We start from the raw sequence: 24,645 nt of genomic DNA, 5'->3' as shown, positions 1-24,645 counted from the left end.
TGAGGACCTTGAGCGGGTCGAGGACCAGCTGGACGTCCTACGGGTCGTGGAAGCGGGCGGCGAGCACGGCCCTGATCCGGTCGGCGCGGCGGGCGACGGCCGCGGGGTCGACGGCCCCGGTGAAGGCGCCGACCACCGGCAGCATGCCCGCGGCGATCAGCCCGGCCTGCGCCACGGCGGTGCTGCCCGCTGACGGCACGCCGGGGTCCGGCTGCGCCTCCATCGCGGACAGCTCCGCCTCGTGTCGGCGCTGCCGGTACGTCGCCAACTGCCGGTCCAGCGCCTTCAGGGCGTGCCCCTGCCGGGCGAAGGCCGCGCTGATCGCCGCCATCACGTCGGGCACGCTGTCGGCGTCCTCGTCGACGTACGCCGTTACGGCCCCCAACTCCCCGGCGATGACGAGCAGTTCCCGTACGAGGGTGGTCTTGCCGACGCCCGCGTCGCCCCGGACGTGGAAGAGGAACCGGTGCCGTTCCTCGTCCGGCGCGGTGGCGAAGTTCTCGCGGAACAACGCCTTTTCGCGCTCTCTGCCGACGAATCCCGCCCGCCTGCGCCGCTCGATCAGCTCGCGCATCGACGGCCGCGGCGCGCCCCCCGCTCCCGACCTCATGCCGTCAGTCTGTCAGCACCGGCAGCAGCTCCGGCAGGTGTCCGTCCGACGCGGCCGCCGCGCGCCGCCGTTCCTCGGGGACCTCGCCGTACAGGGTCGTACGGGGGCGGGCCGGGCGGCCGGCCGCCTCGGCGATGGCGGTGAGGTCCTTGACGGAGCGGTACGAACCGTAGGAGGAGCCGGCCATGCGGGAGATGGTCTCCTCCATGAGGGTGCCGCCGAGGTCGTTGGCGCCGGAGCGGAGCATCTCGGCGGCGCCGTCCGTGCCGAGCTTCACCCAGCTGGTCTGGATGTTCGGGATGTGGGGGTGGAGCAGGAGGCGTGCCATGGCGGTGACGGCGCGGTTGTCGCGGGCCGTCGGGCCGGGGCGGGCGATGCCGGCGAGGTACACGGGCGCGTTGGTGTGGATGAACGGGAGCGTCACGAACTCCGTGAAGCCGCCGGTCTCCCGCTGGATGCGGGCGAGGGTGCGCAGGTGCCCCAGCCAGTGGCGGGGCTGGTCGACGTGGCCGTACATCATCGTCGACGACGACCGGATGCCCAGCTCGTGCGCGGTGGTGATGACCTCGATCCAGGTGGCGGTCGGCAGCTTGCCCTTCGTCAGCACCCAGCGGACCTCGTCGTCGAGGATCTCGGCGGCGGTGCCGGGGATCGAGTCGAGACCGGCCTCCTTGGCGGCGGTCAGCCACTCGCGGATCGAAAGCCCCGTGCGGGTCGCGCCGTTGACGACCTCCATCGGCGAGAAGGCGTGGACGTGCATGCCGGGGACGCGGGCCTTCACGGCGCGGGCGATGTCGAAGTACGCCGTGCCGGGCAGGTCCGGGTGGATGCCGCCCTGCATGCAGACCTCGACCGCGCCGACGTCCCACGCCTGCTGGGCGCGGTCGGCGACCTGGTCCAGGGAGAGGGTGTACGCGTCGGCGTCGGTGCGGCGCTGGGCGAAGGCGCAGAAGCGGCAGCCGGTGTAGCAGACGTTGGTGAAGTTGATGTTGCGGGTGACGATGTAGGTGACGTCGTCGCCGACGGCCGCCTTGCGGACGTCGTCCGCGATCCGGCAGAGCGCGTCGAGCGCCGGCCCGTCCGCGTGCAGCAGCGCGAGCGCCTGGTCGTCGGTGAGGCGCGTCGGGTCGTCGGCGGCCACCGCGAGGGCCTCGCGCACGTCGGTGTCGATGCGCTGCGGCACCATGCCGGGCGCGGCGGCCTCGCGCAGGGCCTCCCAGTCGCCGTACACCTCGTCGAAGTCGTCCCGGCGGTCGGCGGTACGCCCCTCGGTGTCGATGGTGCGGTGCAGGTCGGTGCGGCCGGAGCCCGCGCCCGACGCGGTGAAGCCCTCGTCGGGTTCCTGCCACGGCAGCCCGCGCACCGGTGCGTCCGGATTCGCGAGGCCCGTCTCCGGGTCGGCCAGCGCCCGCACGTGCGGCAGCACACGGGGGTCGAGCCACGGCTCGCCACGCCGTACGAACTCGGGGTAGACGCAGAGGCGTTCGCGCAGCTCGAAGCCGGCGGCCGCGGAGTGCTCGGCGAGCGCGTCGATCTGCGGCCACGGCCGCTCGGGGTTGACGTGGTCGATGGTGACCGGGGAGACGCCGCCCCAGTCGTCGATCCCGGCGCCGATGAGGCGCGCGTACTCGCCGTCGACCAGGTTCGGCGGGGCCTGGAGGCAGGCGGAGGGGCCCATGATGTGCCGGGCGACGGCGACGGTGGCGACCAGGTCGTCGAGCTCGGCGTCCGGCATGCCGCGCATCGCCGTGTCCGGCTTGGCGCGGAAGTTCTGGATGATCAGCTCCTGGATGCCGTGGTACGCACGGGCGACGCGGCGCAGCGCGAACAGCGACTCCGCCCGCTCCTCGTACGTCTCGCCGATCCCGATGAGCAGCCCGCTGGTGAACGGCACCGACGACCGCCCCGCGTCCTCCAGCACCCGCAGCCGCACCGCCGGCTCCTTGTCGGGCGAGCCGTGGTGCGGGCCGCCCGGTTCCGACCAGAGCCGGGTCGCCGTCGTCTCCAGCATCATGCCCATGGAAGGCGCCACCGGCTTGAGCCGCTGGAAGTCGGTCCACGACAGGACACCGGGGTTGAGGTGCGGCAGCAGCCCGGTCTCCTCCAGGATGCGGATCGCCATGGCCCGTACGTAGGCGAGGGTGTCGTCGTAGCCGTGCGCGTCCAGCCACTCGCGCGCCTCGGGCCAGCGGTCCTCGGGCTTGTCGCCCAGCGTGATCAGGGCTTCCTTGCAGCCGAGTTCGGCGCCGCGCCGGGCGATGTCCAGCACCTCGTCCGGCGACATGAACATCCCGTGTCCCGCACGCCGCAACTTGCCCGGCACGGTCGCGAAGGTGCAGTAGTGGCACTTGTCGCGGCACAGCCGGGTGAGCGGGATGAACACGCTCTTCGAGTACGTGATGACCCCGGGCCGCCCGGCCGCCGCGAGCCCCGCGTCCCGCACCCGCGCCGCGGACGCGGCCAGCTCCTCCAGGTCCGCGCCGCGCGCCTGGAGGAGCACGGCGGCCTCCCCGGCGTCCAGCGCGACCCCGTCCCTGGCTCGTCGCAACGCCCGTCGCATGGCGTTTTCCGTGGGGCGGCTGGTGGGGTGGTCGGCGGGGCGTCCGGGCTGGTCATCAGTCATGGGCCCGAGCATACGAGCCGCCCCCGCGGCGCAGTCCCGGCTCCCGCGGGCAGCACGGCCACGGGTACGGCGACGGGGACCGCTACAGGTACTGCGCGTACTCGTCGAGCGCCCGCAGCACCTCCGCCTCGGGGGCGGAGGGGAGTTGGAGCACCACCTCGGTGATGCCGAGGTCCGCGAAGTGCGCGAGCTTGCCCGGGGTGGGGCGGATGCCGCACGGGACCACGCGCAGGGTCTCGGGGTCGCGGCCCGCCTTCTCCCAGACGCCGCGCAGCACGGGGAGCGTCTCGGTGAGGCCGCGGCCACCGATCGGGATCCAGCCGTCGGCGTAGTCGGCCATGTGCGCGAAGAGCTTGGGGCCCGCCGCGCCGCCCAGGAGGATGCGCGGGGCGCCGCCCGCCGGCTTCGGATACGCGGAGGAGGCGCGCACCGAGGCGAACTCGCCCTCGTAGGCGGTCGGTTCCTCGGCCCACAGGGCGCGCATCAGGCCGATGAAGTCGCGGACGCGCTCGCGCCGGGTGCGCCAGACGACGCCGTGGTCCTCGGCCTCCTCGCGGTTCCAGCCGTGGCCGACACCCAGGGTGAAGCGGCCGCCGGAGAGGTGGTCGAGGGTGGCGACCTGCTTGGCCAGGTCGATGGGGTCGTGCTGGGCGACCAGGGTGATGCCGGTGCCGAGGGTGAGCCGTTCGGTGACGGCGGCGGCCTGGCCGAGCGCCACGAAGGCGTCGAGGGTCCGTCCGTACTCGGGCGGCAGGACGCCGCCGAAGGGGTACGGGGTGGTCCGCTCGACGGGGATGTGGCTGTGCTCCGGCAGGTACAGGCCGGCGAATCCGCGCTGTTCCAGCTCGCGCGCGAGGCGGACGGGGGTGATCGACTGATCGGTCAGGAAGATCGTGGTCGCGATGCGCATACGGCCAACGTATGGCGTGCGGCGGCGATTTCCGAGACCGTCGGCGTACGTTGCCGACGCGTTCACCGCGTCCGGGGGAGGGTGGTCGCATGCTGGACAGGCGCGGGTCGTGGCGGGTGCCGTGGGTCTCCTCACCGTGCCGGGGGTGAGCTTCGCGGGCGGATCAGGGCCTGCTGCACACGGCTCCGCCGCCCGCGTCGGGGGCGGGCGCGGTGGAGTGGACCACGACGGCCGCGTACGCCGCCTACGTACGGGCGGAGGTGCGCCACCCGGGGGCGGGGGCGGGAACGGGTGCGCCGGGCGGGCTGCCGGGGGCGCTGGCGGCGTTCACGAACCCGGTGTTCCTCGGGGAGGCACGCTCATGACGGGTCAGTCGTTCACGGCCGTGAGCAGCACCGCCGTGTCCGTCACGGCCCGCAGCCCGTGCCGCTCGTGCGGCAGCAGGTAGAGGGACCCCATGGTGAGCTCCGTGTCCCCGGACGCGGCGGTCACCGCCACCACGCCCCGCAGCACCTGGAGCGAGGAGGCGGGCGGCGGGTTGTGCTCGTCGAGCGTGGTGCCCGCGGTGAGCGCGATGACGGTCTGGCGCAGGGGCGGGTCGCGCAGGATGAGGTTGGAGCTGCGGCCGTGCTCGTCGGCGTGGGCCGCCTTCAGGTGTTCCTCGGCGATGTCGTTGAGGTCGTACATATGGTCCACCTTGCCCCGCTGCCGGTTCGTACGCATATGAAGCGCATACGGAAGGGCGGCCACCGTGCCGTCCCACGGTGGCCGCCCTTCCGGCTCAGCTGGTGCGTGTCAGTCCCGGGTCAGTCCGCGACCACCAGCGCGGGCGTCTCCTGGGTGAGGACCTCGCCCCGGAAGAAGGCGGGGCTGCGGCGCTGCATCACCAGCATGATCACCACGCCGAGCAGCAGCAGGCCGACGCCGATCACGAAGACGGAGCCGATTCCGAAGACCGACGAACCGCTGCCGTAGGCCGGGTCCCAGATGTCGTACAGCGTCTGGCCGAAGACGGCGGTGAGCATCAGGCCTCCGAGGCCGGGGAAGATGCCCTTGACAGCCAGGTCGCGCACCGAGCGGCCCAGCTCGCGGCGGAAGAACCAGACGCAGGCGAAAGCGGTGATCGCGTAGTAGAAGCAGATCATGAGGCCGAGCGCGTAGATGGTGTCGATCAGGACGTTCTCGCTGACCAGCGACATCACGGCGTAGAAGGCACCGGTGGCGACACCCGCGATGACCGTGGCGCGGCCGGGGGTCTTGAAGCGCGGGTGAACCTTGGCGAAGGAGGCCGGCATCGCCTGGTAGGTGCTCATGGCCAGGGCGGTGCGCGCCACCGGGATGAAGGTCGTCTGGAGGCTCGCGGCCGCGGAGGCGACGACGGCGAGGAAGAGCAGGACACCGAGGCCGGATCCCATGACCGGCTCCGCGAGGACGGCGAAGACGTTGTCCGCGGTGTCGGGGTTGCCGAGGCCGGTGCCTTCCTCGCCGATGCCGGCGTACATCTGGGAGGCGATGGCGATCATCAGGTACGAGGAGACGATCACGACCATGGCCAGCATGGCGGCGCGGCCCGGCGTGCGGGCGCTGCCGGTGCTCTCCTCGTTGACGGACAGGCAGGCGTCCCAGCCCCAGTAGATGAAGATCGACAGGGACAGGCCGGCCGTGAAGGCGGCGAAGGACTCGACGCCGAAGGGGTTCATCCAGGACCAGGAGAAGTCGAGCGACCCGGCGACCTGGTCGGCCTTGGTGATCGCCATGAAAGCGAAGATCACCAGCACGGTGAGCTGGAGTCCGACCAGGGCGTACTGGACCCACTTGGTGGCGGTGATGCCGCGGTAGCTGATCGCCGTGGCGATGGCGATGAAGGCGAGCGTCGTGGCGATGTGCGCGGCCTTGTTGCCGTCGAGGGCCGCGACCGATTCGCTGCCGGTGAGCTCACCGAGGAGCAGGTAGAAGTACGAGGTGGCGACGCCGGCGAGGTTGGACAGCACCACGATCGTGGCCACCAGCAGGCCCCAGCCGCACATCCAGCCGACGCGCGGCCCGAATGCCTTCACCGACCAGGTGAAGGAGGTGCCGCAGTCGGGCACCGCCCGGTTCAGCTCACGGTAGGCGAACGCCACCAGGAGCATCGGCAGGAAGCCGGCGAGGAAGATCGCGGGCATCTGGAGGCCGACTTCGCTCACCGTCGGGCCGAGGGTGGCCGTGAGGCAGTAAACGGGGGCGACGGTGGATACGCCGATGACGGCGCCGCCCATGAGGCCGACCGAGTTGTCGCCGAGCCCCTTGCTGCGGACGCCCCCTTGGGAGGCGCCCCTTACCGTGTCTCCGGCCTGGGGCCGTGCATCCAGCTGAGTCATGTCTTGCACGTTAGGCGCTGCGGTTTCCACATCCGGAAGATCGGAATCCGTGATCTTCTCCTTGCTTTGCGAGGCCTCGAAGGGTGAACGGTCAAGGATTCAAAGACCCCCAACCCCTTCAACCGGCCGATCGGCAGGCCGCCAGCGGACCGTTCGACATACGGGAACCGCAGCGGTGTCCGTTTTGTTCCTTTCTAAAATTTCCCAAGACTTTTTTCGGCCGTTGAGGAACCTTCTTTCGGCCAGGTGCGTCCACTGCCGCGAACCGCCGTCCGCCCACGCCCGGTGTTGCCGAACCGGCAAAGATCGTTGCCGTACGAGGGAAGATGCGATGAGGTGAGCCCATGGCACAACAGCCCTCCGAGCGTCAGCCCTCCGCCGACCGGCCGTCCGGCATCGCCGACGTCCTCGCCGACGTCGGGCCGCGCCTCAGGCGCCTGCGCACCCGGCGCGGCGTCACCCTCACCGCGCTCGCCGAGGCCACCGGCATCTCCAAGAGCACCCTGTCCCGTCTGGAGAGCGGACAGCGCCGCCCCAGCCTGGAGCTGCTGCTGCCCATCGCCCAGGCCCACCAGGTCCCGCTCGACGAACTCGTCGGCGCCCCCGAGGTCGGCGACCCGCGCGTCCGCCTCGCGCCGCGCCACGCGCACGACGGCAAGGTGGTGGTCCCGCTGACCCGGCAGCCGGGGCCGCTCCAGGCGCTGAAGGTCGTGATCCCGCCCGACAAGAGCGAGCCCGAACCGCGCGTGCACGAGGGATACGAGTGGCTGTACGTCCTCTCCGGGCGGCTCCGGCTGGTGCTGGCCGAGCACGACCTGATCCTGGGCGCGGGTGAGGCGGCGGAGTTCGACACGCGGATGCCGCACTGGTTCGGCTCCGCCGGCGACGGGCCCGTGGAGATCCTCAGCCTGCTCGGGCGCCAGGGGGAGCGCATGCACTTCCGCGCCAAGCCGCGCGGCGCGCGGGCGCGGGACGCGTCCGACTGACTCGCCCGGCTCCGGCCGACTCCGGCCGACTCGGCTGGCTCCGGCCGGCTCCGGCCGACTCCGGCTGGAGGACTTGTCACGACCTTGTGCAGAGCGTCATCCCCTGCTGACGCATTCGCCATCGACAAGGCAGACTGTCGAGGGCGAATCCAGCGGTACGGGGCAGGGGGAGCTATGGACCGTGAAGACGGGCCGCGAGTGCCGGAGCAGCGACGCGCTCCGCGTCCGGGTCCCGCCGACACACGCGGCGACCTGCGCTTCGCCGTGCTCGGACCCGTCCGCGCCTGGTACGACGGAGAACCCCTGCCCTCCGGGTCGCCACAGCAGCGGGCCCTGCTCGCCGCGCTGCTGCTGCGCGACGGGCGCACCGCCACGGCCGCCGAGCTGATCGACGCCATCTGGGGCGACGAACCGCCCTTGCAGGCGCTCGCGGCGGTGCGGACGTACGCCTCGCGCCTGCGCAAGGTGCTGCCGGACGGCGTGCTGGCCAGCGAGTCCGGCGGGTACGCCATCCGCGGCCGCTCCGACGCCCTCGACCTCAACGTCGCACAGGAGCTCGCCGCCGAGGCGGAGAAGGCCCGGGCGGCCGGCGAGCGGGGCCAGGCGCGGGTCCTCATCAACAAGTCGCTGGGCCTGTGGGACGGCGAGCCCCTCGCCTCCGTACCCGGCCCGTACGCCGAGACGCAGCGCGCCCGCCTGGAGGAGTGGCGGCTGACGCTCCTGGAGACCCGGCTGGACCTGGACCTGGAGTGCGGGCACCACGCGGAGGCGGTCTCCGAGCTGACCGCCCTGACCGCCGCGCACCCGCTGCGCGAGCGGCTGCGGGAGCTGCTGATGCTGGCGCTGTACCGCAGCGGGCGGCAGGCGGAGGCGCTCGCCGTGTACGCCGACACGCGCCGGCTCCTCGCCGACGAGCTGGGCGTCGACCCGCGCCCCGAGCTGTCGCGGCTCCAGCAGCGCATCCTGTGCGCGGACGAGGAGCTCGCCTGCCCCGTCGAGCAGCCGCCCACCGTGCCCACCCCGTCCCGCCCGGCGCAGCTGCCCGCCACGGTGCCGGACTTCACCGGCCGGGCCGCGTTCGTACGGGAGCTGGGCGACCGGCTGGCGACCGCCGAGGGCTCGGTCATGGCCGTGTCGGCCCTCGCGGGCATCGGCGGCGTCGGCAAGACGACCCTCGCCGTGCACGTCGCGCACGAGGCGCGGCCGCACTTCCCGGACGGCCAGCTGTACGTCGACCTCCAGGGCGCGGGCGCGCGGGCGGCCGAGCCCGAGACCGTGCTCGGTGCCTTCCTGCGCGCCCTCGGCACGCCGGACTCCGCCATCCCGGACACGCCGGAGGAGCGCGCCGCCCTCTACCGCTCCACGCTCGCCGGGCGGCGGGTGCTGGTCCTCCTCGACAACGCGCGCGACGCCGCCCAGGTGCGGCCGCTGCTGCCCGGTACCGCCGGCTGCGCGGCCCTCGTCACCAGCCGCGTCCGCATGGTCGACCTCGCGGGCGCGCACCTCGTGGACCTCGACGTGATGTCGCCGGAGGAGGCGCTCCAGCTCTTCACGAAGATCGTCGGGGTGGAGCGGGTGCACGCGGAGCGCGAGGCGGCGCTCGACGTCGTGGCCGCGTGCGGTTTCCTGCCCCTCGCCATCCGCATCGCCGCCTCCCGCCTGGCGGCACGCCGCACGTGGACGGTCTCGGTCCTCGCGGCCAAGCTCGCCGACGAGCGCCGCCGGCTGGACGAGCTCCAGGCGGGCGACCTCGCCGTGAAGGCCACCTTCGAGCTGGGCTACGGCCAGCTGGAGCCCGCCCAGGCCCGCGCCTTCCGCCTCCTGGGCCTCGCCGACGGCCCCGACATCTCCCTCGCGGCCGCGGCGGCGGTACTGGACCTCCCCCTCCACGACGCCGAGGACATCCTCGAGTGCCTGGTCGACACCTCCCTCCTGGAGTCCGCCGCCCCGGGCCGCTACCGCTTCCACGACCTCGTACGCCTCTACGCGCGTGCGTGCGCGGAACGCGACGAGCAGCCGCCGTCGGAGCGGGAGAGCGCGATGTCACGGCTGCTGGACTTCTACCTGGCGACGGCGGCGCGGGTGTACGCCGTGCAGCGGCCGGGCGACCGCATGGTCGACCACCTGAGGCCCGCCGCCTACCCGGGCCTGGAGTTCACCGACCGCCACCAGGCGCTGGACTGGCTGTACACCGAGGCCAACTGCCTGCTGGCGTGCGCTCGCCAGTCGACGGCCGGGCCCCGGCTCTCCACCGCGGTGGACCTCCTCTGGGCCGCCCAGGACCTCGCGGAGTCCGGCGCCAACTCCAAGGTGTACGAAACCGCCGCCCGCGCCGCGCTGGAGGCCGCCGTCGCCGTCGGGGACCCCCGCGTCGAGGCGCGGGCCCGGACCTCGATGACCAACGTCCACCTGGTGGCGGGGCGGTACGAGGAGGCGGACCGGGAGGCGGAGAAGGCCTCGCTCCTCGGGCTCGCGGCGCAGGACCCGGCGCCGGTGTACTGGGCCGACAACGACCGGGGCATCATCGCCGCCATACAGGGGCGCCACGAGGACGCCGAGGGGCACCTGGTCAAGGCGATGGAGAGGTGTCGCCTCGACGGCAATCAGCCCGGCGAGGCCAGCGCCCTGTGCAACCTCTCCCGCATCCGGCTCTCCAACGGGCGGGTCGAGCAGGCGATCTCCCTCGCCCGGCAGGGCGCGGACCTCTACGAACAGATAGGGCACACCCTGCGCCTGGCCAACGCCCGGTACGCCCTGGGCATGGCGCTGACCCGGGCGCGCCGCCATGCGGAGGCCCTGGCGGAGCTGGACAAGGCGCTGCACGGCTTCGAGACGAACCGGCAGCGGTTGTGGGCGGGGACGACCCACTTCCGCATCGCGGAGGCCCACCTGTCGGCCCGGCGCGCGGCCCAGGCCGCCCAGCACGCGGAGCAGGCGCTCGCCATCGGCTGCATGGGCGGCGACCGCACCCGTGGCAACGTCCTGACCACGCTCGGGAAGGCGCTGGACAGCCTCGGCCAGATGGACCGTGCGCGCGCCTGCTGGCGGGAAGCGCTCGCCCTGCACGAGCAGTCGGGCGCTCCGGAGGCCGAGGAGGTCCGGGACCTCCTCGCCGACCTCACCATCGCCTGAGGCTCCGATCAGGGCGTTCATCAACTGTTTATCGCCCTCCGGCATGCTCGTCACCAGTCGATCCGTCGCGACGGGGGAGCGGACGGATCGCCGGGACCTCCAGCTCGGGGGGGCAAGCGGTCCCCTAACCTTCTGTCCGGCGGCCCTCGGGGGAGTCGCCGGGCAGAAGACAGCTCACACCAGCACAGCGATCCCACGGGGGAAACACCATGAGCGGCTCCGAGAAGAAGAACCTCGACGACATCACCACCATGGGCGACCACCACATGCCGGCGCCGCCGGCCAAGGAGCCCACCGTCACCACCCTGGGCGACCACCACATGCCGGCGCCCCCGGCGACCACCACCCCCACCACCACCACCGACGAAACCATCGTCACCATGGGGGACCACCACATGCCGGCGCCGCCGGCCAAGTAGACCTTCACCCACGGGGTGCGGCCGCGGCGGTGCGGAGGGGGAGCCGCCGCGGTCGCCGGACGTGGCACGGCACATGAGGGGCCGGACCTTCGGGTCCGGCCCCTCGGCGTTCCCCGTCCTGTGGCGGCGGCCGCGGGGCGGGCGTAGCGTCGGGGGCGAGAGCCTGACCGCAAGGAGGCCGACGATGATCCGCAACGTCATCGGCAGCGTCCTCGCTCTCGTCGGAGCGACGGCCGCCGTCTGGAGCCCCTTCCGTGCCTGGTACGACGGCCGTCTCGGACGCCACTTCCGCGTCGCCGACCTCTTCAGCGGCATCAGCGACAGCCGCTCGGAGCTGTGGGTCTCGATCCTGCTGCCGCTCGCCTTCGGCGCGCTGGTGGCGCTCGTCGGGGTCCTGCTGCGGTCGCGGGTGCTGGTCGGGCTGGCCGCGTGCGTCGTCCTGGGCTTCACCATCCTGTGGATGGTGCGGCAGGCGCAGGTCGCGGACGGGCTTGCGTTCGACGACCCCGGCAGCGCCGGGCTGGGCTGGGGCGTGGTCATCGCCCTGGTCGGCGGGGCGCTGTTGCTGCTCGGCGCCGCGGTGATGGCCGGCCGTCCGCGCCGGCGCCGCACGGCGTACGCCGAGGGCCCGCCCCCGCACGACGACGGGTACGACGCCAGGTACGACGACAGACACGGCGACGGGTACGGCGGGCCCGGCCCCGAAGGGCCGGGACCTCCGCACCGGGTCTAGGTCGTGTCCTAGGGGGCGCTCCGCCCGGTCGCCGTGCCCTTCACCGCGTCCAGCGCGTACACGCACCGGTCCTTGCTGCACGCGTAGACGACGCCGCCGCGCGCCACCAGCGAGCCGGTGATCTCGCCGCCCGTGGTGAGCTTCCAGCGCAGCTGGCCGCCGCTCGCGTCCAGGGTGTACAGGACGTGGTCCGCCGAACCGAAGTGGAGGCGGCCGTCGGCGACGACCGGGCTGCCGATGATGCTGCCGCCCGCGGCGAAGCGCCACTTCGGGGTGCCGGTGACCGCGTCCAGCGTGTAGACCGCGCTGCCGCTGCCGACGTGGATGTTCCCGTTCACGACGAGGACGGGCTCCGTCGCCGGGCGGGACTCGGTGGCGATGCGCCAGCGGTCCTTGCCGGTCGTGGCGTCGAGCGCGTACACCGTGCCGAGGTAGTCGGCGAGGTACACGCCGCCGCCGGTGACCGCCGGGCCCGGGGCGAAGGCGGGCGGCGAGAGGAAGACCGCCGGGGCCTCGAAGTGCCAGCGGACGTGGCCGGACATGTTGTCGACGGAGAGCACGCGGGTCCCGGCGGCGACGTAGACGTATCCGTCCTCCGCCGGGGTGACGCGCACCGGTACGCCGCCGCAGGAGGCGGCGTCGCCGATCGGGTACGACCAGCGCTCGGTGCCCGTGCGGGCGTCGAGCGCGCGCAGGCGGGCGTCCTGCCAGACGTAGACGGTGTCGCCGTGGAGGACCGGGCCGCCCTCGGGCGTCTCGAAGTCGGTCTGGGCTCCGGTGATCTCCCACAGCTTCGCGCCGTTGGAGGCCTCCCAGCCCTGGACGCCGCCGCCGCGCGTGGCGGTGACGACCGTGCCGCGGTCGACCCGGAGGGCGTACACCCAGGCGTCGGTCATCAGCCGCCACCGCTCGCTGCCGTCGAGGGCGTCGAGCGCGTACAGGGACGGCCCGTCGGAGGCGTGGATGCGGCCTCCGGCCACGGCCATGGACCAGGCCACGTCCCGCGTCTTGAACTGGCGGCGGCCACTCGCCACGTCCAGGGCGTGCACCTCGAAGGAGGTGACGTAGAGCAGGTCGCCGTCGACGACGGGCGTGCCCCACACGTCGTTCGACATGCGGAAACGCCAGGGGCGCCAGTGGCCGGGCCCGGCGTTCTCGGGCGCGGGCGGGGCGGCCTGCGCGGGCGGGGCCGACGGGAGCGGCGGGCCGCTGGGCGGGGCGGGGTCGGCGCCGTTCGTCAGGCCGCCGGGCGGGCGGACCCAGCCGGTGGTCGCGGGCCCGGCGGAGCCCGCCGCGGCGAGCGCGGTGCGCGTGTCGGAGACCCGGGGCCCGGGGCCGATGGGGACCCGGGCGCCGGGGAGCTGCACCGGTGCGGCGGGGGCGGGAGCGGCGGCCGCCCCGGCCGGCCGCGCGGGCGGCGCCATCTGGCCCGTACGGGGATCGACGGCGCCACGGCCCCCACCGCTGCGGCCGTCGGCGCCGTCGGCGCGCCAGGCCGCGTCCCAGTCCCGGCCGGGCGCGGGGGCCTGGGCGGGCGGCGCCTGCGGTGCGGGCGGGGCCGGGGGTGCGGGGGCCGGGGGCGGCGGGGTGCTCGGGCGGCCGCCCCGGCGGGCCTCGATCATCGCGGTCGCCCGGGCCGGCAGCCACGCCGACGCCGTACCGCTGTCGTCGCTGCCGCCGAAGAGGTGCGGCGCCAGCTGGGCCTGGAGGTCGGCGGGCGTGGGCCGCAGCGCGGCCTCCATCTGCATGCAGGACTCGATCAGCGGCCGCAGCTCGTCCGGCAGCCCCTCCAGGTCCGGCCCCTCGCGCAGCAGCATGAAGACCGTCTCCACCGGGTTCGCCCCGTGGTACGGCGCGTGCCCGGTCGCCGCGAAGACCAGGGTGGAGCCGAGCGAGAAGACGTCGCTCGCGCCCGTCACGCTGCGCGAGTCCTTCGCCTGCTCGGGTGACATGTACGCGGGCGTGCCCACGGCGACGTTGGTCATCGTCAGCCGGGTGTTGGAGACGCCGGACGCGATGCCGAAGTCGATGACGCGCGGCCCGTCCTCCACGACGAGCACGTTGGACGGCTTGAGGTCGCGGTGGACGAGACCGGCGCCGTGGATCGACTGGAGGGCCTCGGCGATACCCGCCGCCAGCCAGCGCACGGCCGGAGCGGGCAGGGGCCCGCACTCGTTCACTATCTCTTCGAGGGAGGGTGCGGGGACGTACGCCGTGGCCAGCCACGGCACCGCCGCCCTCGGGTCGGCGTCCACCACGGCCGCCGTGTAGAAGCCGGACACCGCCCGCGCGGCCTCCACCTCCCGCGTGAAGCGGACGCGGAACAGCTGGTCCTCGGCGAGCTCGGTCCGTACGGTCTTGATCGCCACGCGCCGCCCCGACGCCGAGCGCGCCAGATAGACCAGGCCCATGCCGCCGGCACCGAGCCGGCCCAGCACCTCGAAGGGACCGATCCGCCTCGGGTCGTGCTGCGTGAGCTGCTCCACTTGCCTGCCACCTCCCCGTAGGGGCCATCAAGGTACGGCCCCGTCGCCCCTGATTCTTCCTGTCCGAGGCGGTGGTTGCGAACCCGGGGGCGGATCGGGGTGTCTCACCTCGATCCGGACACCCGCGTGAGGGTTTCAGGCGGCCTTGGGCTCGGCGAGCACGGCGAAGACAGCTCCCTGGTCGTCGGCGAGGACCGCGATCCTGCCGTACGGGGTGTCGAACGGCTGTTCGGTGACGCGGCCGCCGAGGCGCTGGGCGGCCGCGGCCGTGTCGTCGCAGTCCTCGACGGCGAAGTAGACGAGGAAGTGGGCGGGCATCTCGGCCGGAAAGGCGTCGGTGATCACGCTGCGCCCGCCGATGGCGTTCTCGTCGCTCGCCTGCGTACCGGCGGGGGACCAGACGCGGAAGTCGATCGAGGCGTCGTCGAGGTCCCGCACCTGGAAGCCGAAGACGGTCTCGTAGAAGGAGTCGACGGGGTCCTTCTGCCGCGTGTAGACCTCGGTCCAGCAGAAGGAGTTCGGCTCGCCCTGCTTCTCGAAGCCGTTGTGCGTCCCGGCCTCCCACAGACCGAAGACGGCGCCGCCGGGGTCGACGGCGAGCGCCATCGTCCCGTACGCGCCGACGGGCACGGGGTTCGTCACGATGCGGCCGCCCGCGTCCAGGATGCGGCGGCTGGTGGCCGCGGCGTCGGGGGTGGCGAAGTAGACGCCCCAGACGGTGGGCATCCGGCCGTCCCGCTTGGGGGCGAGGCCGGCGACGCGCTGTCCGTCGCTGTAGGCGTTGGTGTAGCCACCGTGGGCTTCGTCGCCGCCGTCGAACGTCCAGCCGAAGAGGTCGCCGTAGAAGCGCTTGCCCGCCGCGAGGTCGGGGAGCAGCACGTCCACCCAGCACGGTGTGCCCTCTGTGAATGCGGCCATGGAGCTGATCCCTTTCCTCGTCGGGCCCCACAGTCAAGTTAACGGCGCGCCGCCGGTACCGCTCGCTTGTCCACGGGAGTTTTCCACAGCCTGTTGATAATCTTACTTGGCTGGAAACCGCCCTTCGAGGCGGACGGGAGGGGTCCGACCGCGCCCGGAGCCGCCCCCGGCGGAGAATCCCTGCCCACAGGCCCATATGGGCTCTCCATGGCCACCCGGGGACACCCGCGGACGGTGCGTGAAGGGCCCCGGGAGAGCCCCGCACCCCATTTGCAGTCGGCCGAATAGCGCCCTGATCCCCCCTCGGTAAGCTGACGGCATGACAGGACAAGTACGCACCGTCGACGGCCGTGTGGCCGGCCGACGCGGCCAGGCGACGCGGCAGAAGCTGCTCGACTGCCTCAGCGAGATGCTCCGCTCCTCGCCGTACCGGGACGTCAAAGTCATCGACGTGGCCCGGAAGGCGGGCACGTCCCCCGCGACCTTCTATCAGTACTTCCCCGACGTCGAGGGCGCCGTCCTCGAGATCGCGGAGGAGATGACGAGGGAGGGTGGGGCCCTCTCCGACCTCGCCTCCGGCCGCACCTGGGTCGGCAAGGCGGGATGGCAGTCGTCGGAGGAACTGGTCGAGGGCTTCCTCGACTTCTGGCGCAAGAACGACGCCCTGCTGCGGGTGGTGGACCTCGGCGCCGCGGAGGGCGACAAGCGGTTCTACAAGCTCCGCATGAAGATCCTCGGCTCGGTCACCAGCTCCCTCACCGACGCCGTCAAGGAGCTCCAGACCAAGGGCCGGGTCGACAAGGACGTCAACCCCGCGGCGATCGCCGGAGCCCTGGTCGCGATGCTGGCGGCGGTCGCCTCGCACCAGAAGGCGTTCCAGACCTGGGGCGTGAAGCAGAACGAACTCAAGCCGAACCTCGCGCTGTTGGTGCACCTCGGCGTCACCGGCAAGAAGCCCACGAAGTAGCACCCCTCCCGTCCCGTCTCCTGTCGTCGCCCGTCCTGTCACGCGCCGACGGCGGCCGGTCCTCGCGCCCGGCCGCCGCCGGCGTTCCTCTGGGCGACGCACACCGGCGCGGATGATGTCCCCATGACAGAGCACTTCCACGAAAGCCTCCGCTCGCTACGCGTGTGGGACACCGAGCTGCCCGCCTTCGACCCGGACACCGCGCCCGCGGCGCCGCTGCCGCTGTTCCACACGTGGTTCACGGCCGCGGCGGACGCCGGGCAGACCGAGCCGCACACGATGGCGCTGGCCACCGTCGACGCCGACGGGCGCCCCGACGTACGGACGGTGATGCTGCACGACGCCGACGAGCGCGGCTGGCACTTCGCCTCCCACTCCACCAGCGCCAAGGGCCGCCAGCTGGCGGCCACTCCGCACGCCGCGGTCCACTTCTACTGGCCGGTCCAGGGCCGCCAGGTCCGCGTCCGCGGCCGCGTGACCCTCGCCCCCGCCGAGGAGGCGTACGCCGACCTGCACGCCCGTACGACCGGAGCGCTGGCGGCCGCGCTGGTGGGCCGCCAGAGCGAGGTGCTGGACTCCCTGGCCACGCTCGCGGAGGCGGGCGAAGCGGCCTGGGCGCGGGCGGAGGCGGAACCGGACGCGGACGTGCAGACCTGGACCCTGTACGTACTCGACCCCGACGAGGTCGAGTTCTTCCAGGGCGACGCCCGCCGCCGCCACGTACGGCTCCGCTACCGGCGGCAGCGCACCGCTTCGTGGGAACGGGACCTGCTCTGGCCGTAGGTTCCGTCCCGAGCGGCGCAACCCCACGGTCCTCCCCGACGTCGGCATGTATGACCGCAACGACCGAGGGGGATACGCATGGCCGTCACGCTGGGCGAGGAGATCGCGCTGCTGTCACTGGACGACGAGTCGGGTGCCACGAAGGAACGGGCATCCGCCGCGTGGGCGGTCGCGGGCGGCATCCTGCTGGAGCTGGCCATGGCGGGGCGCGTCACCGTGACCGGCGGGCGACTGGCCGTGGTCGACGCCACGCCGACGGGAGACGCCCTGCTCGACGGGCGCCTGCGGCTGCTCACGGAGTGGACGCGGAGCAACCGCGGGCGCAAGGTCACCGACTGGCTGGCCAAGGACCAGTCGAAGGCCACGCAGGCGACGGTGGAGAGCCTGTGCGAGCGCGGTCTCGTGGTCGAGGAGCGGCACCGGGTGCTCGGGCTCTTCCCGGTACGGCGCTATCCGGAGGCCGACGGCTCGGTGGAGCGCGAGCTGCGCGAGCGCCTCGCGTCCGCGGTCCTGGAGGGCGCGCAGCCGGACGACCGCACCAGCGGCCTCGTCGCCCTGCTCCACGCGGCGCGCCTGCACCACCTGGCCTTCCCCGAGCTGCCGCGCAAGCAGGTCGAGGCCCGCATGGCGGAGATCGCCGAGGGCCAGTGGGCGGGCGACGGCGTCCGCGAGGCCATCCGGAACATGCAGGCGGCGCTGGTGGCCGTCACCGTGATCACCGCCGCCACCGCCGCGATCTGACGTCAGGCCGTCGCCGCCCCCGCGACGAACGCCGCCCACGCGCCGGGCGCCACCGCGATGGTGGGCCCGTCGGACACCTTGGAGTCGCGGACCTGGACGGCGTGGGGGCAGGCGGCGACCTCGACGCACTCGCCACCCGTGTTGCCGCTGTAGCTGGACTTGTGCCAGTCGTAGGCGACCTCGACGCAGTCGTCCTCCTCGTTGCTGCTGTAACTGCTCTTGAACCAGGCCAGTTCGGTCTTCACAGCTCCGCCGCCATCCTCTCGATCAGCTCCACGGACTCCCACGGCGTGAGCGCCTGTGCCCGTAGCGCGCCGAAGCGGTCGATGAGCTGGTTCACCTCTTCGGGCTTGGAGATCAAGGTACCGCCGAATTGTCCCCCGATGTACGCCAGGTTCCGTCCTTCCCGGGTGCTCAGCAGCTGCAGCGACCCCGCGATTACCGCGTGCTCGTACCGGTGGGTCGGCATGACCTGCAGGATCACATGCTTTCGTGTACGCAGGCACTCCAGCACATGCACGAGCTGCTCCTTGAGCACCGCGTCCCCACCGAGCGGTCGCTGGAACACCGACTCCTCGACCACGCAACTCATGGGGCGCCTGGGTTTGCGATCAAGCACGGCCTGCCGTTCCAGCCGAGCCTCCACATACTGCTCGATCATCTCCGGCTCGTATGCCGGAACCCGCATCTCGTACAGCGCACGCGCATAGGCCGGCGTCTGAAGCGCGCCGGGAATCACCATGCTCTCGTACGCACAGTAGCTCGCCGCCTCGACCGACGCGCGGACCCAGCTGAAGTACTTCGGCGAGTACTTCTCCTCCTCCATCATCTCGACGCAAGACGCCAGTACGCCCCCGGCGTTCAGCACCCGGTCCGCGTCCACCAGGAACGCCGTCGTCGGGATGCGTTCCGCCCGCTCGTACGCGCCCAGCAGCGACTCCGACATCAGGAGCCGTTCCGCGAGTTCCTTCTGGGTCATCCCCGCCCGGGTGCGGAACTTCTTGACGAGCTCGCCCACATGTTTCCGCGCGGGCGAGGGCTCGCTGTTCGATCCCACCGCCACCACCGTCCTTCCCACACCGGCCCGAAGTGGATCGCGTCCCTCTGGTCACGCTACGCATCCACCCCGATGCTCGTAGCCATGACCAGCGAAAAACTCCCCGATTGGGTACCGGCCTCCGGCATCCAACTGCGTCTGTCCGGCATCCACTTCGACGCGATCCGCGTGCGCGGCGTACGCGGTGAGGCCGTCCTGCACCACCTCGTCGAGGCCACGGTCGGGCGCCCCGGCCCGGTGGTGCGGGAGATCGCCGGCGGGCGGTGGACGTACTTCCTGATTCCGCCCGGCAGCAGCAAGGAGTACACGTGGCCGCCCGGCGCCACCTGCTTCGGGCCGTCCGCGCGGGATCAGTACATCGGCATCCCGGCGCCGCACGGCAGCACGTACCCGCTGGAGTGGCGCGGCGGGCCGCCCGTGGCGGGCGAGTTCGTCGACCCGGAGCTCCTCCACGAGGTGGTCACGGCGCAGCTGTGCGTGTCCCCCGACGCGTAAAGGCGCGTAGAAGAGGGACTCAGGCGTCCGGCTTGCGCGCCTCGATCAGGAAGCGGGACGAGTGCGCCACGAACGGCCCCTCCGCCTCGATGCGTTCGTGCAGCTCGCGCAGCTTGTCCCGGTACGCCTCGACGGTGAAGCCGGGCACCATCCAGATGACCTTGCGCAGGAAGTAGACGACCGCCCCGATGTCGTGGAACTCGGTGCGCAGCCGCTCGCTGCGCAGGTCCACGATCTCCAGGCCGGCCGCGCGGGCATCCGCGCTCTCGTCGTCGGGGTGGCGGGCCCGGCGGACCTCCTCGGGCTGGGGGCCCAGGAAGAACTCGACCAGTTCGAAGACGCTCGCGGGGCCGACGTGCTGGGCGACGTACGAGCCGCCGGGCCGCAGCACCCGCGCGATCTCGGTCCACCACACGGTCACCGGGTGGCGGCTCGTCACCAGGTCGAACGCCTCGTCGGCGAAGGGCAGCGGCGGCTCGTCCGGGTCCGCGACGACGACCACGCCCCGCGGGTGGAGCAGCCGGGACGCCTTGATGATGTTGGGCGGCCACGACTCGGTGGCGGCCATCGTGGGCGGGAACCGCTCGGCCCCGGCGAGGACCTCGCCGCCGCCGGTCTGGATGTCCAGCGCGGCGGACACGCCGGGGTCTGCGAGCCGCGCGCTCATCAGCCGCTGGTACCCCCAGGAGGGGCGCTGCTCGGTGGCCCGGCCGTCCAGCCAGGAGAAGTCCCAGCCCTCCACCGGTACGGCGTCGGCCTCGGCCACCAGGTCGTCGAAGGTGCGTGTCACGCACACCATTCTCCGGCCCGGCGGCCGAGGCCGCGAACTCTTATCGTGGTCGGCTATCGCCGTCGGATCAGGGGTTCAGCACCAGCATCGACGTGTCGTTCCGGTGGTTCGGGTCGAAGGGCAGGGGCTGGGTGCCGTACGGGGGCTTCAGGGCCACCGTGCCCGCGGAGCCGGTGATGACGGTGTCGATCCGCAGCTCGAAGGGGAACGTCACGGTCTGGTTCTCGGCCACCCACATGGGCAGGTCGCACACATAGCGCGGGGCACCGGTGCGCCCGCCCTCGTACCAGTCGCCTTCGAGGGTGCGGGGCTGGCAGACCTCCGGTACGGACGTGACGGTGGCACCCTTGGGGACGGTGAGGTCGACCGCGGCCACCGGGTCACCGGAGCGGAGGTTCGCGATCCACGCCGGGCCCCGGTTGCGGAAGGTCAGCGCCGCCTTGACGGTCTCGCCCGCCGCGCCGCTCGCCTTGGCGCCGCGGACGGCGAAGTCGGCGGTGTTGACGGCCCGGACGTCGACGCCCGTACCGTTGTCCCCGGGTGCCAGGTCCTCGACGCCGCCGCGCGCCTCGACGTTGATGTCGAGCCGCTCGCTGTAGGCGTACGGGGCCACCGTGGCGCGCAGCGGCTCGGGCAGCGTGAAGCTCGCGCCGGGCGCGAGGACGTCGTCGAACGCGCAGTCCACCCGGGTGAAGGGCGCGACGGTGCCGCCCTCGCCGACCGGGGTGCTGGTGCACCGGGGGTCGACCGTGCCGAGGTCGAGGCCGCGCGTCGCGTAGAAGGTGGCCTGGAGGCCGTTGGCGGGCTGGTTGCCGTGGTTGACGACGGAGAAGGGCACGGGCACGGTGCTGCCCGGCTGGACCCCCTCGGCGGACACGGGCCCCTCCAGGACGAGGTCGGGCCCGGTGCCCACCTTGACGGTGGTCTCGTACCCCTCACCCGCCGTGAGCTGACCGCCCTCCATCGTGGTGGCCGCCGTGGCGCTGTAGGTGATGCGCCCGCTGGCCCCGACCGCCGCGTCGGTGACGGCCCGGATCCGGAGGGGCACCTGGGTGGTGCCCGTGAGCGGCACCTCCGGCACGCTGCACACGGCAGTGGTGCCGGACGGCGCGCAGTTCTCGGGCCAGACGACCTCGGCGACGCCGGCCAGTCCGGAGACGTCGACGGTGAGGCGGCCGTCGGTCACCTGGAAGCCGCTGTGGTCGTGGTAGAGCCCGAGGCCCAGGGTGCGGGTCGCGGGCTCCTGTCCGGGGCCGGCCGCCGTGGGCACCACGGTCTCGTACGGTGCCACGATCCACAGCTGGTCGCTGTCGGCGAACGCCGGCGTGGCCATCCCCACGGTGACCAGCCCGGCCGCGGCCATGCACACGGCGCCGAGGCGCACGGTGCGGCCACGGACTCGCCTGGCGGAAGGGGTCGGCGTTGTCATGTGACTCCCTGCGGTGTTCGGCGGATCCGCTCGCCGGATCCGCTCCTGCTGCGATCCGCCGAGCGGATCACCGCAGTACTGGACCACCGAGACTACCGAACAGTTGTACGCATCGGCCGCAAGGGCTGGTTGACGTCCCGTCACGGGCGTCACGCCACGGCGGGGGTCTTCCGGCGGCGGATCACCAGGGACATCAGGGCCGCCGCCGCGCACAGGGCGCCCGAGGCGTACCAGACCACGTCGTACGAGTGGAAGACGTCGCGCGCCACACCGCCCGCGAAGGCCACCAGGGCCGCGCCGACCTGGTGGGAGGCGAGCACCCAGCCGAAGACGATGGCGCTGTCGTCGCCGTAGTGCTCACGGCACAGGGCGATCGTCGGCGGCACGGTGGCCACCCAGTCCAGGCCGTAGAAGACGATGAAGAACACCATCGGCGGGTGCACGGACGGCGCCAGCAGCATCGGCAGGAACAGCAGCGAGACACCGCGCAGCGCGTAGTACACCGCCAGCAGCCGCCGCGCCTCGAAGCGGTCGGTGAACCAGCCGGAGGCGATGGTGCCGACGACGTCGAAGACGCCGATCACCGCGAGCAGCGAGGCGGCGGCCGTGATGGGCATCCCGTGGTCGTGCGCCGCCGGGACGAAGTGCGTCTTCATCAGGCCGTTCGTCGAGGCGCCGCAGATCGCGAAGGTGCCGGCGAGCAGCCAGAACGGGCCGGTGCGGGCGGCCGAGAAGAGGATGGTGACGGCGCGGCGGGCCGCCCCCGGGACGGGCGCGGGCTTGGCGACGAACTCCGGTGCCCCGTACGGCGCGAGGCCCACGTCCGACGGGTGGTCGCGCAGCAGCAGCCAGACGAAGGGGACGACGGCGAGCGCGGACAGCGCGACCGTGACCGCGGCCGGGCGCCAGCCCTCGTGCTCCACCAGCCAGGACAGCAGCGGCAGGAAGACCAGCTGCCCGGAGGCCCCGGCCGCCGTGAGGACGCCCGTCACCAGGCCGCGCCGGGCCGTGAACCACCGGTTGGTGACGGTCGCGGCGAAGGCGAGCGCCATGGAGCCGCTGCCGAGCCCGACGAGGATGCCCCAGAACAGCACGAGTTGCCACGCCGCCGTCATCCACACGGTGAGCAGCGAGCCGGCCGCGATGACGCTCAGCGCGACGGCGACGACGCGGCGGATGCCGAACCGGTCCATCAGCGCCGCCGCGAACGGCGCCGTCAGGCCGTACAGCGCGAGGTTGACGGAGACGGCGAAGCCGATCGTGCCGCGCGACCATTCGAACTCCCGGTGCAGCGGCTCGATCAGCAGGCCGGGCAGCGAGGCGAAGGCGGCCGCGCCGATGATCGTCACGAAGGCGACGGCGGCGACGAACCACGCGCGGTGGATGCGGGGCGGGCGAGGAGGGCGGACGCCGGTACGGGGGAGGGCGTCGGGGGCTGCGACGTGTGCGGGCGTTGTCTGGGTCACGTCACCCACCTTGCCGGGCCGTTGAACCGCCGACCACTGGCCCGAATGACAGCTTTCACTATGATCGGGCCATGTCCCTTCCGCAGCGGCACCGCGTCGTCGTCCTCGCCCTCGACGGTCTCCTCCCCTTCGAACTGGGCATTCCCCACCGCATCTTCGGCCTCGCCAGGACCGACGAAGGCCGGCGCCTGTACGAGACGGTCACGTGCGGTGTGACCGGCGAGCCCGTGCAGACCAATGCCGACTTCGCCATCTCCGTCGCCCACGGACCCGAGCTGCTCGCCACCGCCGACACCGTCGTCGTCCCCGCCTCGTACGAACTGGGCCCGGTCTACGAGGAGGGCAGGCTCTCCGGTGAACTGGCCGCCGCGCTCGCCCACATCCGGCCCGGCACCCGCCTCGTCGCCATCTGCACCGGGGGGTACGTGCTCGCCGCCGCCGGGTTCCTCGACGGGCGGCCGGCCACCACCCACTGGGCGCACGCCGAGCACTTCCAGCGGCTCTTTCCCACGATCAGGGTCGACGCGGACGTGCTGTTCATCGACGACGGCGACGTCCTGACCTCCGCCGGGGTGGCCGCCGGTATCGACCTGTGCCTGCACATCGTGCGCCGCGACCACGGAGCGGCCGTCGCCAACGACGTCGCGCGCCGCACCGTCGTACCGCCGCACCGGGACGGCGGCCAGGCGCAGTACATCCAGCGCCCGGTGCCCGAACCGGCGCAGCGGCATACGACGGCGACCGCCCGCGCCTGGGCGCTGCACCACCTCCACAAGCCGGTGCAACTGCGCGACCTCGCCGAGCGGGAGGCGATGAGCGTCCGCACCTTCACGCGCCGCTTCCGCGAAGAGGTCGGCGTCAGCCCGGGCCACTGGCTCACCCAGCAGCGCGTCGAACGGGCCCGCCACCTCCTGGAGTCGACCGATCTCTCCATCGACCAGGTGGCCACGGACTCCGGGTTCGGCACCGCCCAGTCGCTGCGCCAGCACTTCCAGGCCGCGCTGGGCGTCCCGCCCACGGTCTACCGGCGTACGTTCCGCACGGGCGGAGACGGAACCGGGAAGGGTGGCGGCGCACTCGTGCGCGCCCCGAGCACGGCACGGCGGCCGCCACCGCGGCGATCCGCGTTCGCCGAGGACGAGGACACGGGTGTCGTCACGTCCTCGGCGTCCCCTCGCCGCGTATCGCCGATCCCAGAGTGATCAGGCGGCCACGCGACGTCAACGGCTATTCGAGGGGTGCACCGTGCGGGGCCTGGGTGTGACGGCGCACGAAGGCTCGAAAGCCCCCGGCTCACGCGCCCCTCGGGTCACCACGGGTGCGCCCCGGTCGACCTCGCACCAGATGCGTTTGCCGGCCCCCTCGGCCTGCCATCCCCACCGGTCGGCGAGGCCGTCGACCAGTTCCAGGCCCCGCCCGTTGGTGTCGTCGCCGTCGGCGTGGCGGGGGCGCGGCGGGCAGGAGCTGCGGTCGGCGACCTCCACCCGCACCGTCCCGGCCTCGGCGGAGCCGGCCCCGAAGAGCATGCGCAGCACGGCCGGACAGCCGGTGTGCACGACGGCGTTGGTGACGAGCTCCGAGATGAGCAGCACCAGCGTCTCGGCCAGCGGCTCGTCCTCCCCTATCCCGGAACCGGCGAGCCGGGACCGCGCCCATCTACGCGCGCGCCCCACCTCCGCGGGATCGGGTCCGATCTCCAACTGAACCTGAAGCACCTGCACCGCTCACACCATCCGAACC

Annotated in this window: 22 protein-coding genes and 1 pseudogene; 10 read left to right on the top strand and 13 right to left on the bottom strand. The window is 72.9% G+C overall.

Annotated features, from left to right (window positions below; translation table 11 throughout):
- Positions 1 to 37: 37 nt before the first annotated feature.
- The 3 genes from AB0A69_RS10130 to AB0A69_RS10120 all read right to left on the bottom strand — a co-directional run bounded on the left by AB0A69_RS10130 (position 38) and on the right by AB0A69_RS10120 (position 4,143).
- Positions 38 to 610 (bottom strand): ATP-binding protein, encoded by a 573-nt coding sequence (locus AB0A69_RS10130; RefSeq protein WP_361417834.1) that lies wholly within the window; start codon positions 608 to 610, stop codon positions 38 to 40.
- 4 nt (positions 611 to 614) lie between these two features.
- Positions 615 to 3,233: a bifunctional FO biosynthesis protein CofGH gene (locus AB0A69_RS10125; protein WP_361417831.1), complete on the bottom strand. Its 2,619-nt coding sequence runs from the start codon at positions 3,231 to 3,233 to the stop codon at positions 615 to 617.
- 82 nt (positions 3,234 to 3,315) lie between these two features.
- Positions 3,316 to 4,143 carry an LLM class F420-dependent oxidoreductase gene (locus AB0A69_RS10120; protein WP_361417829.1) on the bottom strand — a complete coding sequence of 276 codons (828 nt, stop codon included), beginning with the start codon at positions 4,141 to 4,143 and terminating at the stop codon, positions 3,316 to 3,318.
- Positions 4,144 to 4,304: 161 nt separating this feature from the next.
- Here AB0A69_RS10120 and AB0A69_RS10115 point away from each other — a divergent pair.
- Positions 4,305 to 4,508 (top strand): annotated as a pseudogene (locus AB0A69_RS10115) (hypothetical protein); the annotation flags it as partial.
- A gap of 4 nt (positions 4,509 to 4,512) precedes the next feature.
- Here AB0A69_RS10115 and AB0A69_RS10110 read toward each other — a convergent pair.
- The gene (locus AB0A69_RS10110) at positions 4,513 to 4,830 is read right to left on the bottom strand and encodes a cupin (protein ID WP_361418432.1); all 318 of its coding nucleotides are present in this window, start codon (positions 4,828 to 4,830) and stop codon (positions 4,513 to 4,515) included.
- Positions 4,831 to 4,949: 119 nt separating this feature from the next.
- Complete coding sequence (locus tag AB0A69_RS10105) at positions 4,950 to 6,503, bottom strand: APC family permease (protein WP_361417826.1); 1,554 nt, start codon at positions 6,501 to 6,503, stop codon at positions 4,950 to 4,952.
- A 344-nt stretch (positions 6,504 to 6,847) separates the two neighbouring features.
- On the opposite strand from AB0A69_RS10105, the gene AB0A69_RS10100 reads away from it, so the two are divergent.
- From AB0A69_RS10100 to AB0A69_RS10085, 4 genes are all read left to right on the top strand, one after another.
- A complete protein-coding gene (locus AB0A69_RS10100; protein ID WP_361417822.1) occupies positions 6,848 to 7,489 on the top strand; it encodes a helix-turn-helix domain-containing protein in 642 nt (213 codons plus the stop codon).
- A gap of 174 nt (positions 7,490 to 7,663) precedes the next feature.
- Positions 7,664 to 10,621 carry a BTAD domain-containing putative transcriptional regulator gene (locus tag AB0A69_RS10095; RefSeq protein ID WP_361417819.1) on the top strand — a complete coding sequence of 986 codons (2,958 nt, stop codon included), beginning with the start codon at positions 7,664 to 7,666 and terminating at the stop codon, positions 10,619 to 10,621.
- A 209-nt stretch (positions 10,622 to 10,830) separates the two neighbouring features.
- Positions 10,831 to 11,040, top strand: coding sequence for a hypothetical protein (locus AB0A69_RS10090; RefSeq protein ID WP_361417816.1), 210 nt, complete (start codon positions 10,831 to 10,833; stop codon positions 11,038 to 11,040).
- 184 nt (positions 11,041 to 11,224) lie between these two features.
- Positions 11,225 to 11,773 carry a hypothetical protein gene (locus tag AB0A69_RS10085; RefSeq protein ID WP_361417813.1) on the top strand — a complete coding sequence of 183 codons (549 nt, stop codon included), beginning with the start codon at positions 11,225 to 11,227 and terminating at the stop codon, positions 11,771 to 11,773.
- Between the two features lie 8 nt (positions 11,774 to 11,781).
- Here the strand turns inward: AB0A69_RS10085 and AB0A69_RS10080 are convergent, their stop codons facing one another.
- Positions 11,782 to 14,259, bottom strand: coding sequence for a PQQ-binding-like beta-propeller repeat protein (locus tag AB0A69_RS10080; protein ID WP_361417810.1), 2,478 nt, complete (start codon positions 14,257 to 14,259; stop codon positions 11,782 to 11,784).
- 135 nt (positions 14,260 to 14,394) lie between these two features.
- A complete protein-coding gene (locus tag AB0A69_RS10075) occupies positions 14,395 to 15,177 on the bottom strand; it encodes a VOC family protein (protein WP_361417807.1) in 783 nt (260 codons plus the stop codon).
- Between the two features lie 319 nt (positions 15,178 to 15,496).
- Here AB0A69_RS10075 and AB0A69_RS10070 point away from each other — a divergent pair, with 319 nt between their 5' ends.
- The 3 genes from AB0A69_RS10070 (at position 15,497) to AB0A69_RS10060 (ending at position 17,668) form a co-directional block, all read left to right on the top strand.
- Complete coding sequence (locus tag AB0A69_RS10070) at positions 15,497 to 16,144, top strand: TetR family transcriptional regulator (protein WP_361417804.1); 648 nt, start codon at positions 15,497 to 15,499, stop codon at positions 16,142 to 16,144.
- Positions 16,145 to 16,267: 123 nt separating this feature from the next.
- Positions 16,268 to 16,927 carry a pyridoxal 5'-phosphate synthase gene (locus tag AB0A69_RS10065; RefSeq protein WP_361417801.1) on the top strand — a complete coding sequence of 220 codons (660 nt, stop codon included), beginning with the start codon at positions 16,268 to 16,270 and terminating at the stop codon, positions 16,925 to 16,927.
- A 78-nt stretch (positions 16,928 to 17,005) separates the two neighbouring features.
- Positions 17,006 to 17,668, top strand: coding sequence for a GPP34 family phosphoprotein (locus AB0A69_RS10060; protein WP_361417798.1), 663 nt, complete (start codon positions 17,006 to 17,008; stop codon positions 17,666 to 17,668).
- 2 nt (positions 17,669 to 17,670) lie between these two features.
- Here the strand turns inward: AB0A69_RS10060 and AB0A69_RS10055 are convergent, their stop codons facing one another.
- Together AB0A69_RS10055 and AB0A69_RS10050 are read right to left on the bottom strand one after the other, a co-directional pair.
- Positions 17,671 to 17,913: a DUF397 domain-containing protein gene (locus tag AB0A69_RS10055; RefSeq protein ID WP_361417795.1), complete on the bottom strand. Its 243-nt coding sequence runs from the start codon at positions 17,911 to 17,913 to the stop codon at positions 17,671 to 17,673.
- The gene (locus AB0A69_RS10050; RefSeq protein ID WP_361417792.1) at positions 17,910 to 18,725 is read right to left on the bottom strand and encodes a helix-turn-helix transcriptional regulator; all 816 of its coding nucleotides are present in this window, start codon (positions 18,723 to 18,725) and stop codon (positions 17,910 to 17,912) included. The genes AB0A69_RS10055 and AB0A69_RS10050 overlap by 4 nt, the downstream gene beginning before the upstream one ends.
- Before the next feature lie 84 nt (positions 18,726 to 18,809).
- On the opposite strand from AB0A69_RS10050, the gene AB0A69_RS10045 reads away from it, so the two are divergent.
- Positions 18,810 to 19,220 (top strand): hypothetical protein, encoded by a 411-nt coding sequence (locus AB0A69_RS10045; protein ID WP_361417789.1) that lies wholly within the window; start codon positions 18,810 to 18,812, stop codon positions 19,218 to 19,220.
- 19 nt (positions 19,221 to 19,239) lie between these two features.
- Here the strand turns inward: AB0A69_RS10045 and AB0A69_RS10040 are convergent, their stop codons facing one another.
- From AB0A69_RS10040 to AB0A69_RS10030, 3 genes are all read right to left on the bottom strand, one after another.
- The gene (locus tag AB0A69_RS10040) at positions 19,240 to 20,019 is read right to left on the bottom strand and encodes a class I SAM-dependent methyltransferase (protein ID WP_361417786.1); all 780 of its coding nucleotides are present in this window, start codon (positions 20,017 to 20,019) and stop codon (positions 19,240 to 19,242) included.
- A 58-nt stretch (positions 20,020 to 20,077) separates the two neighbouring features.
- Positions 20,078 to 21,439: a hypothetical protein gene (locus AB0A69_RS10035; RefSeq protein WP_361417783.1), complete on the bottom strand. Its 1,362-nt coding sequence runs from the start codon at positions 21,437 to 21,439 to the stop codon at positions 20,078 to 20,080.
- A 149-nt stretch (positions 21,440 to 21,588) separates the two neighbouring features.
- Positions 21,589 to 22,905 (bottom strand): MFS transporter, encoded by a 1,317-nt coding sequence (locus AB0A69_RS10030; RefSeq protein ID WP_361417780.1) that lies wholly within the window; start codon positions 22,903 to 22,905, stop codon positions 21,589 to 21,591.
- 71 nt (positions 22,906 to 22,976) lie between these two features.
- Between AB0A69_RS10030 and AB0A69_RS10025 the strand changes: the two genes are divergently transcribed.
- Positions 22,977 to 24,107 carry a helix-turn-helix domain-containing protein gene (locus AB0A69_RS10025; RefSeq protein WP_361417777.1) on the top strand — a complete coding sequence of 377 codons (1,131 nt, stop codon included), beginning with the start codon at positions 22,977 to 22,979 and terminating at the stop codon, positions 24,105 to 24,107.
- An 18-nt stretch (positions 24,108 to 24,125) separates the two neighbouring features.
- Here AB0A69_RS10025 and AB0A69_RS10020 read toward each other — a convergent pair whose 3' ends face one another.
- Positions 24,126 to 24,626, bottom strand: a complete 501-nt coding sequence (locus tag AB0A69_RS10020; RefSeq protein ID WP_361417774.1) for an ATP-binding protein — start codon at positions 24,624 to 24,626, stop codon at positions 24,126 to 24,128.
- Positions 24,627 to 24,645: the final 19 nt, after the last annotated feature.

It is taken from the genome of Streptomyces sp. NPDC045431 (genome assembly GCF_040646655.1).
In the GTDB taxonomy this organism is placed as follows: domain Bacteria; phylum Actinomycetota; class Actinomycetes; order Streptomycetales; family Streptomycetaceae; genus Streptomyces.
This window is presented reverse-complemented; position numbering and strand designations above follow the sequence as displayed.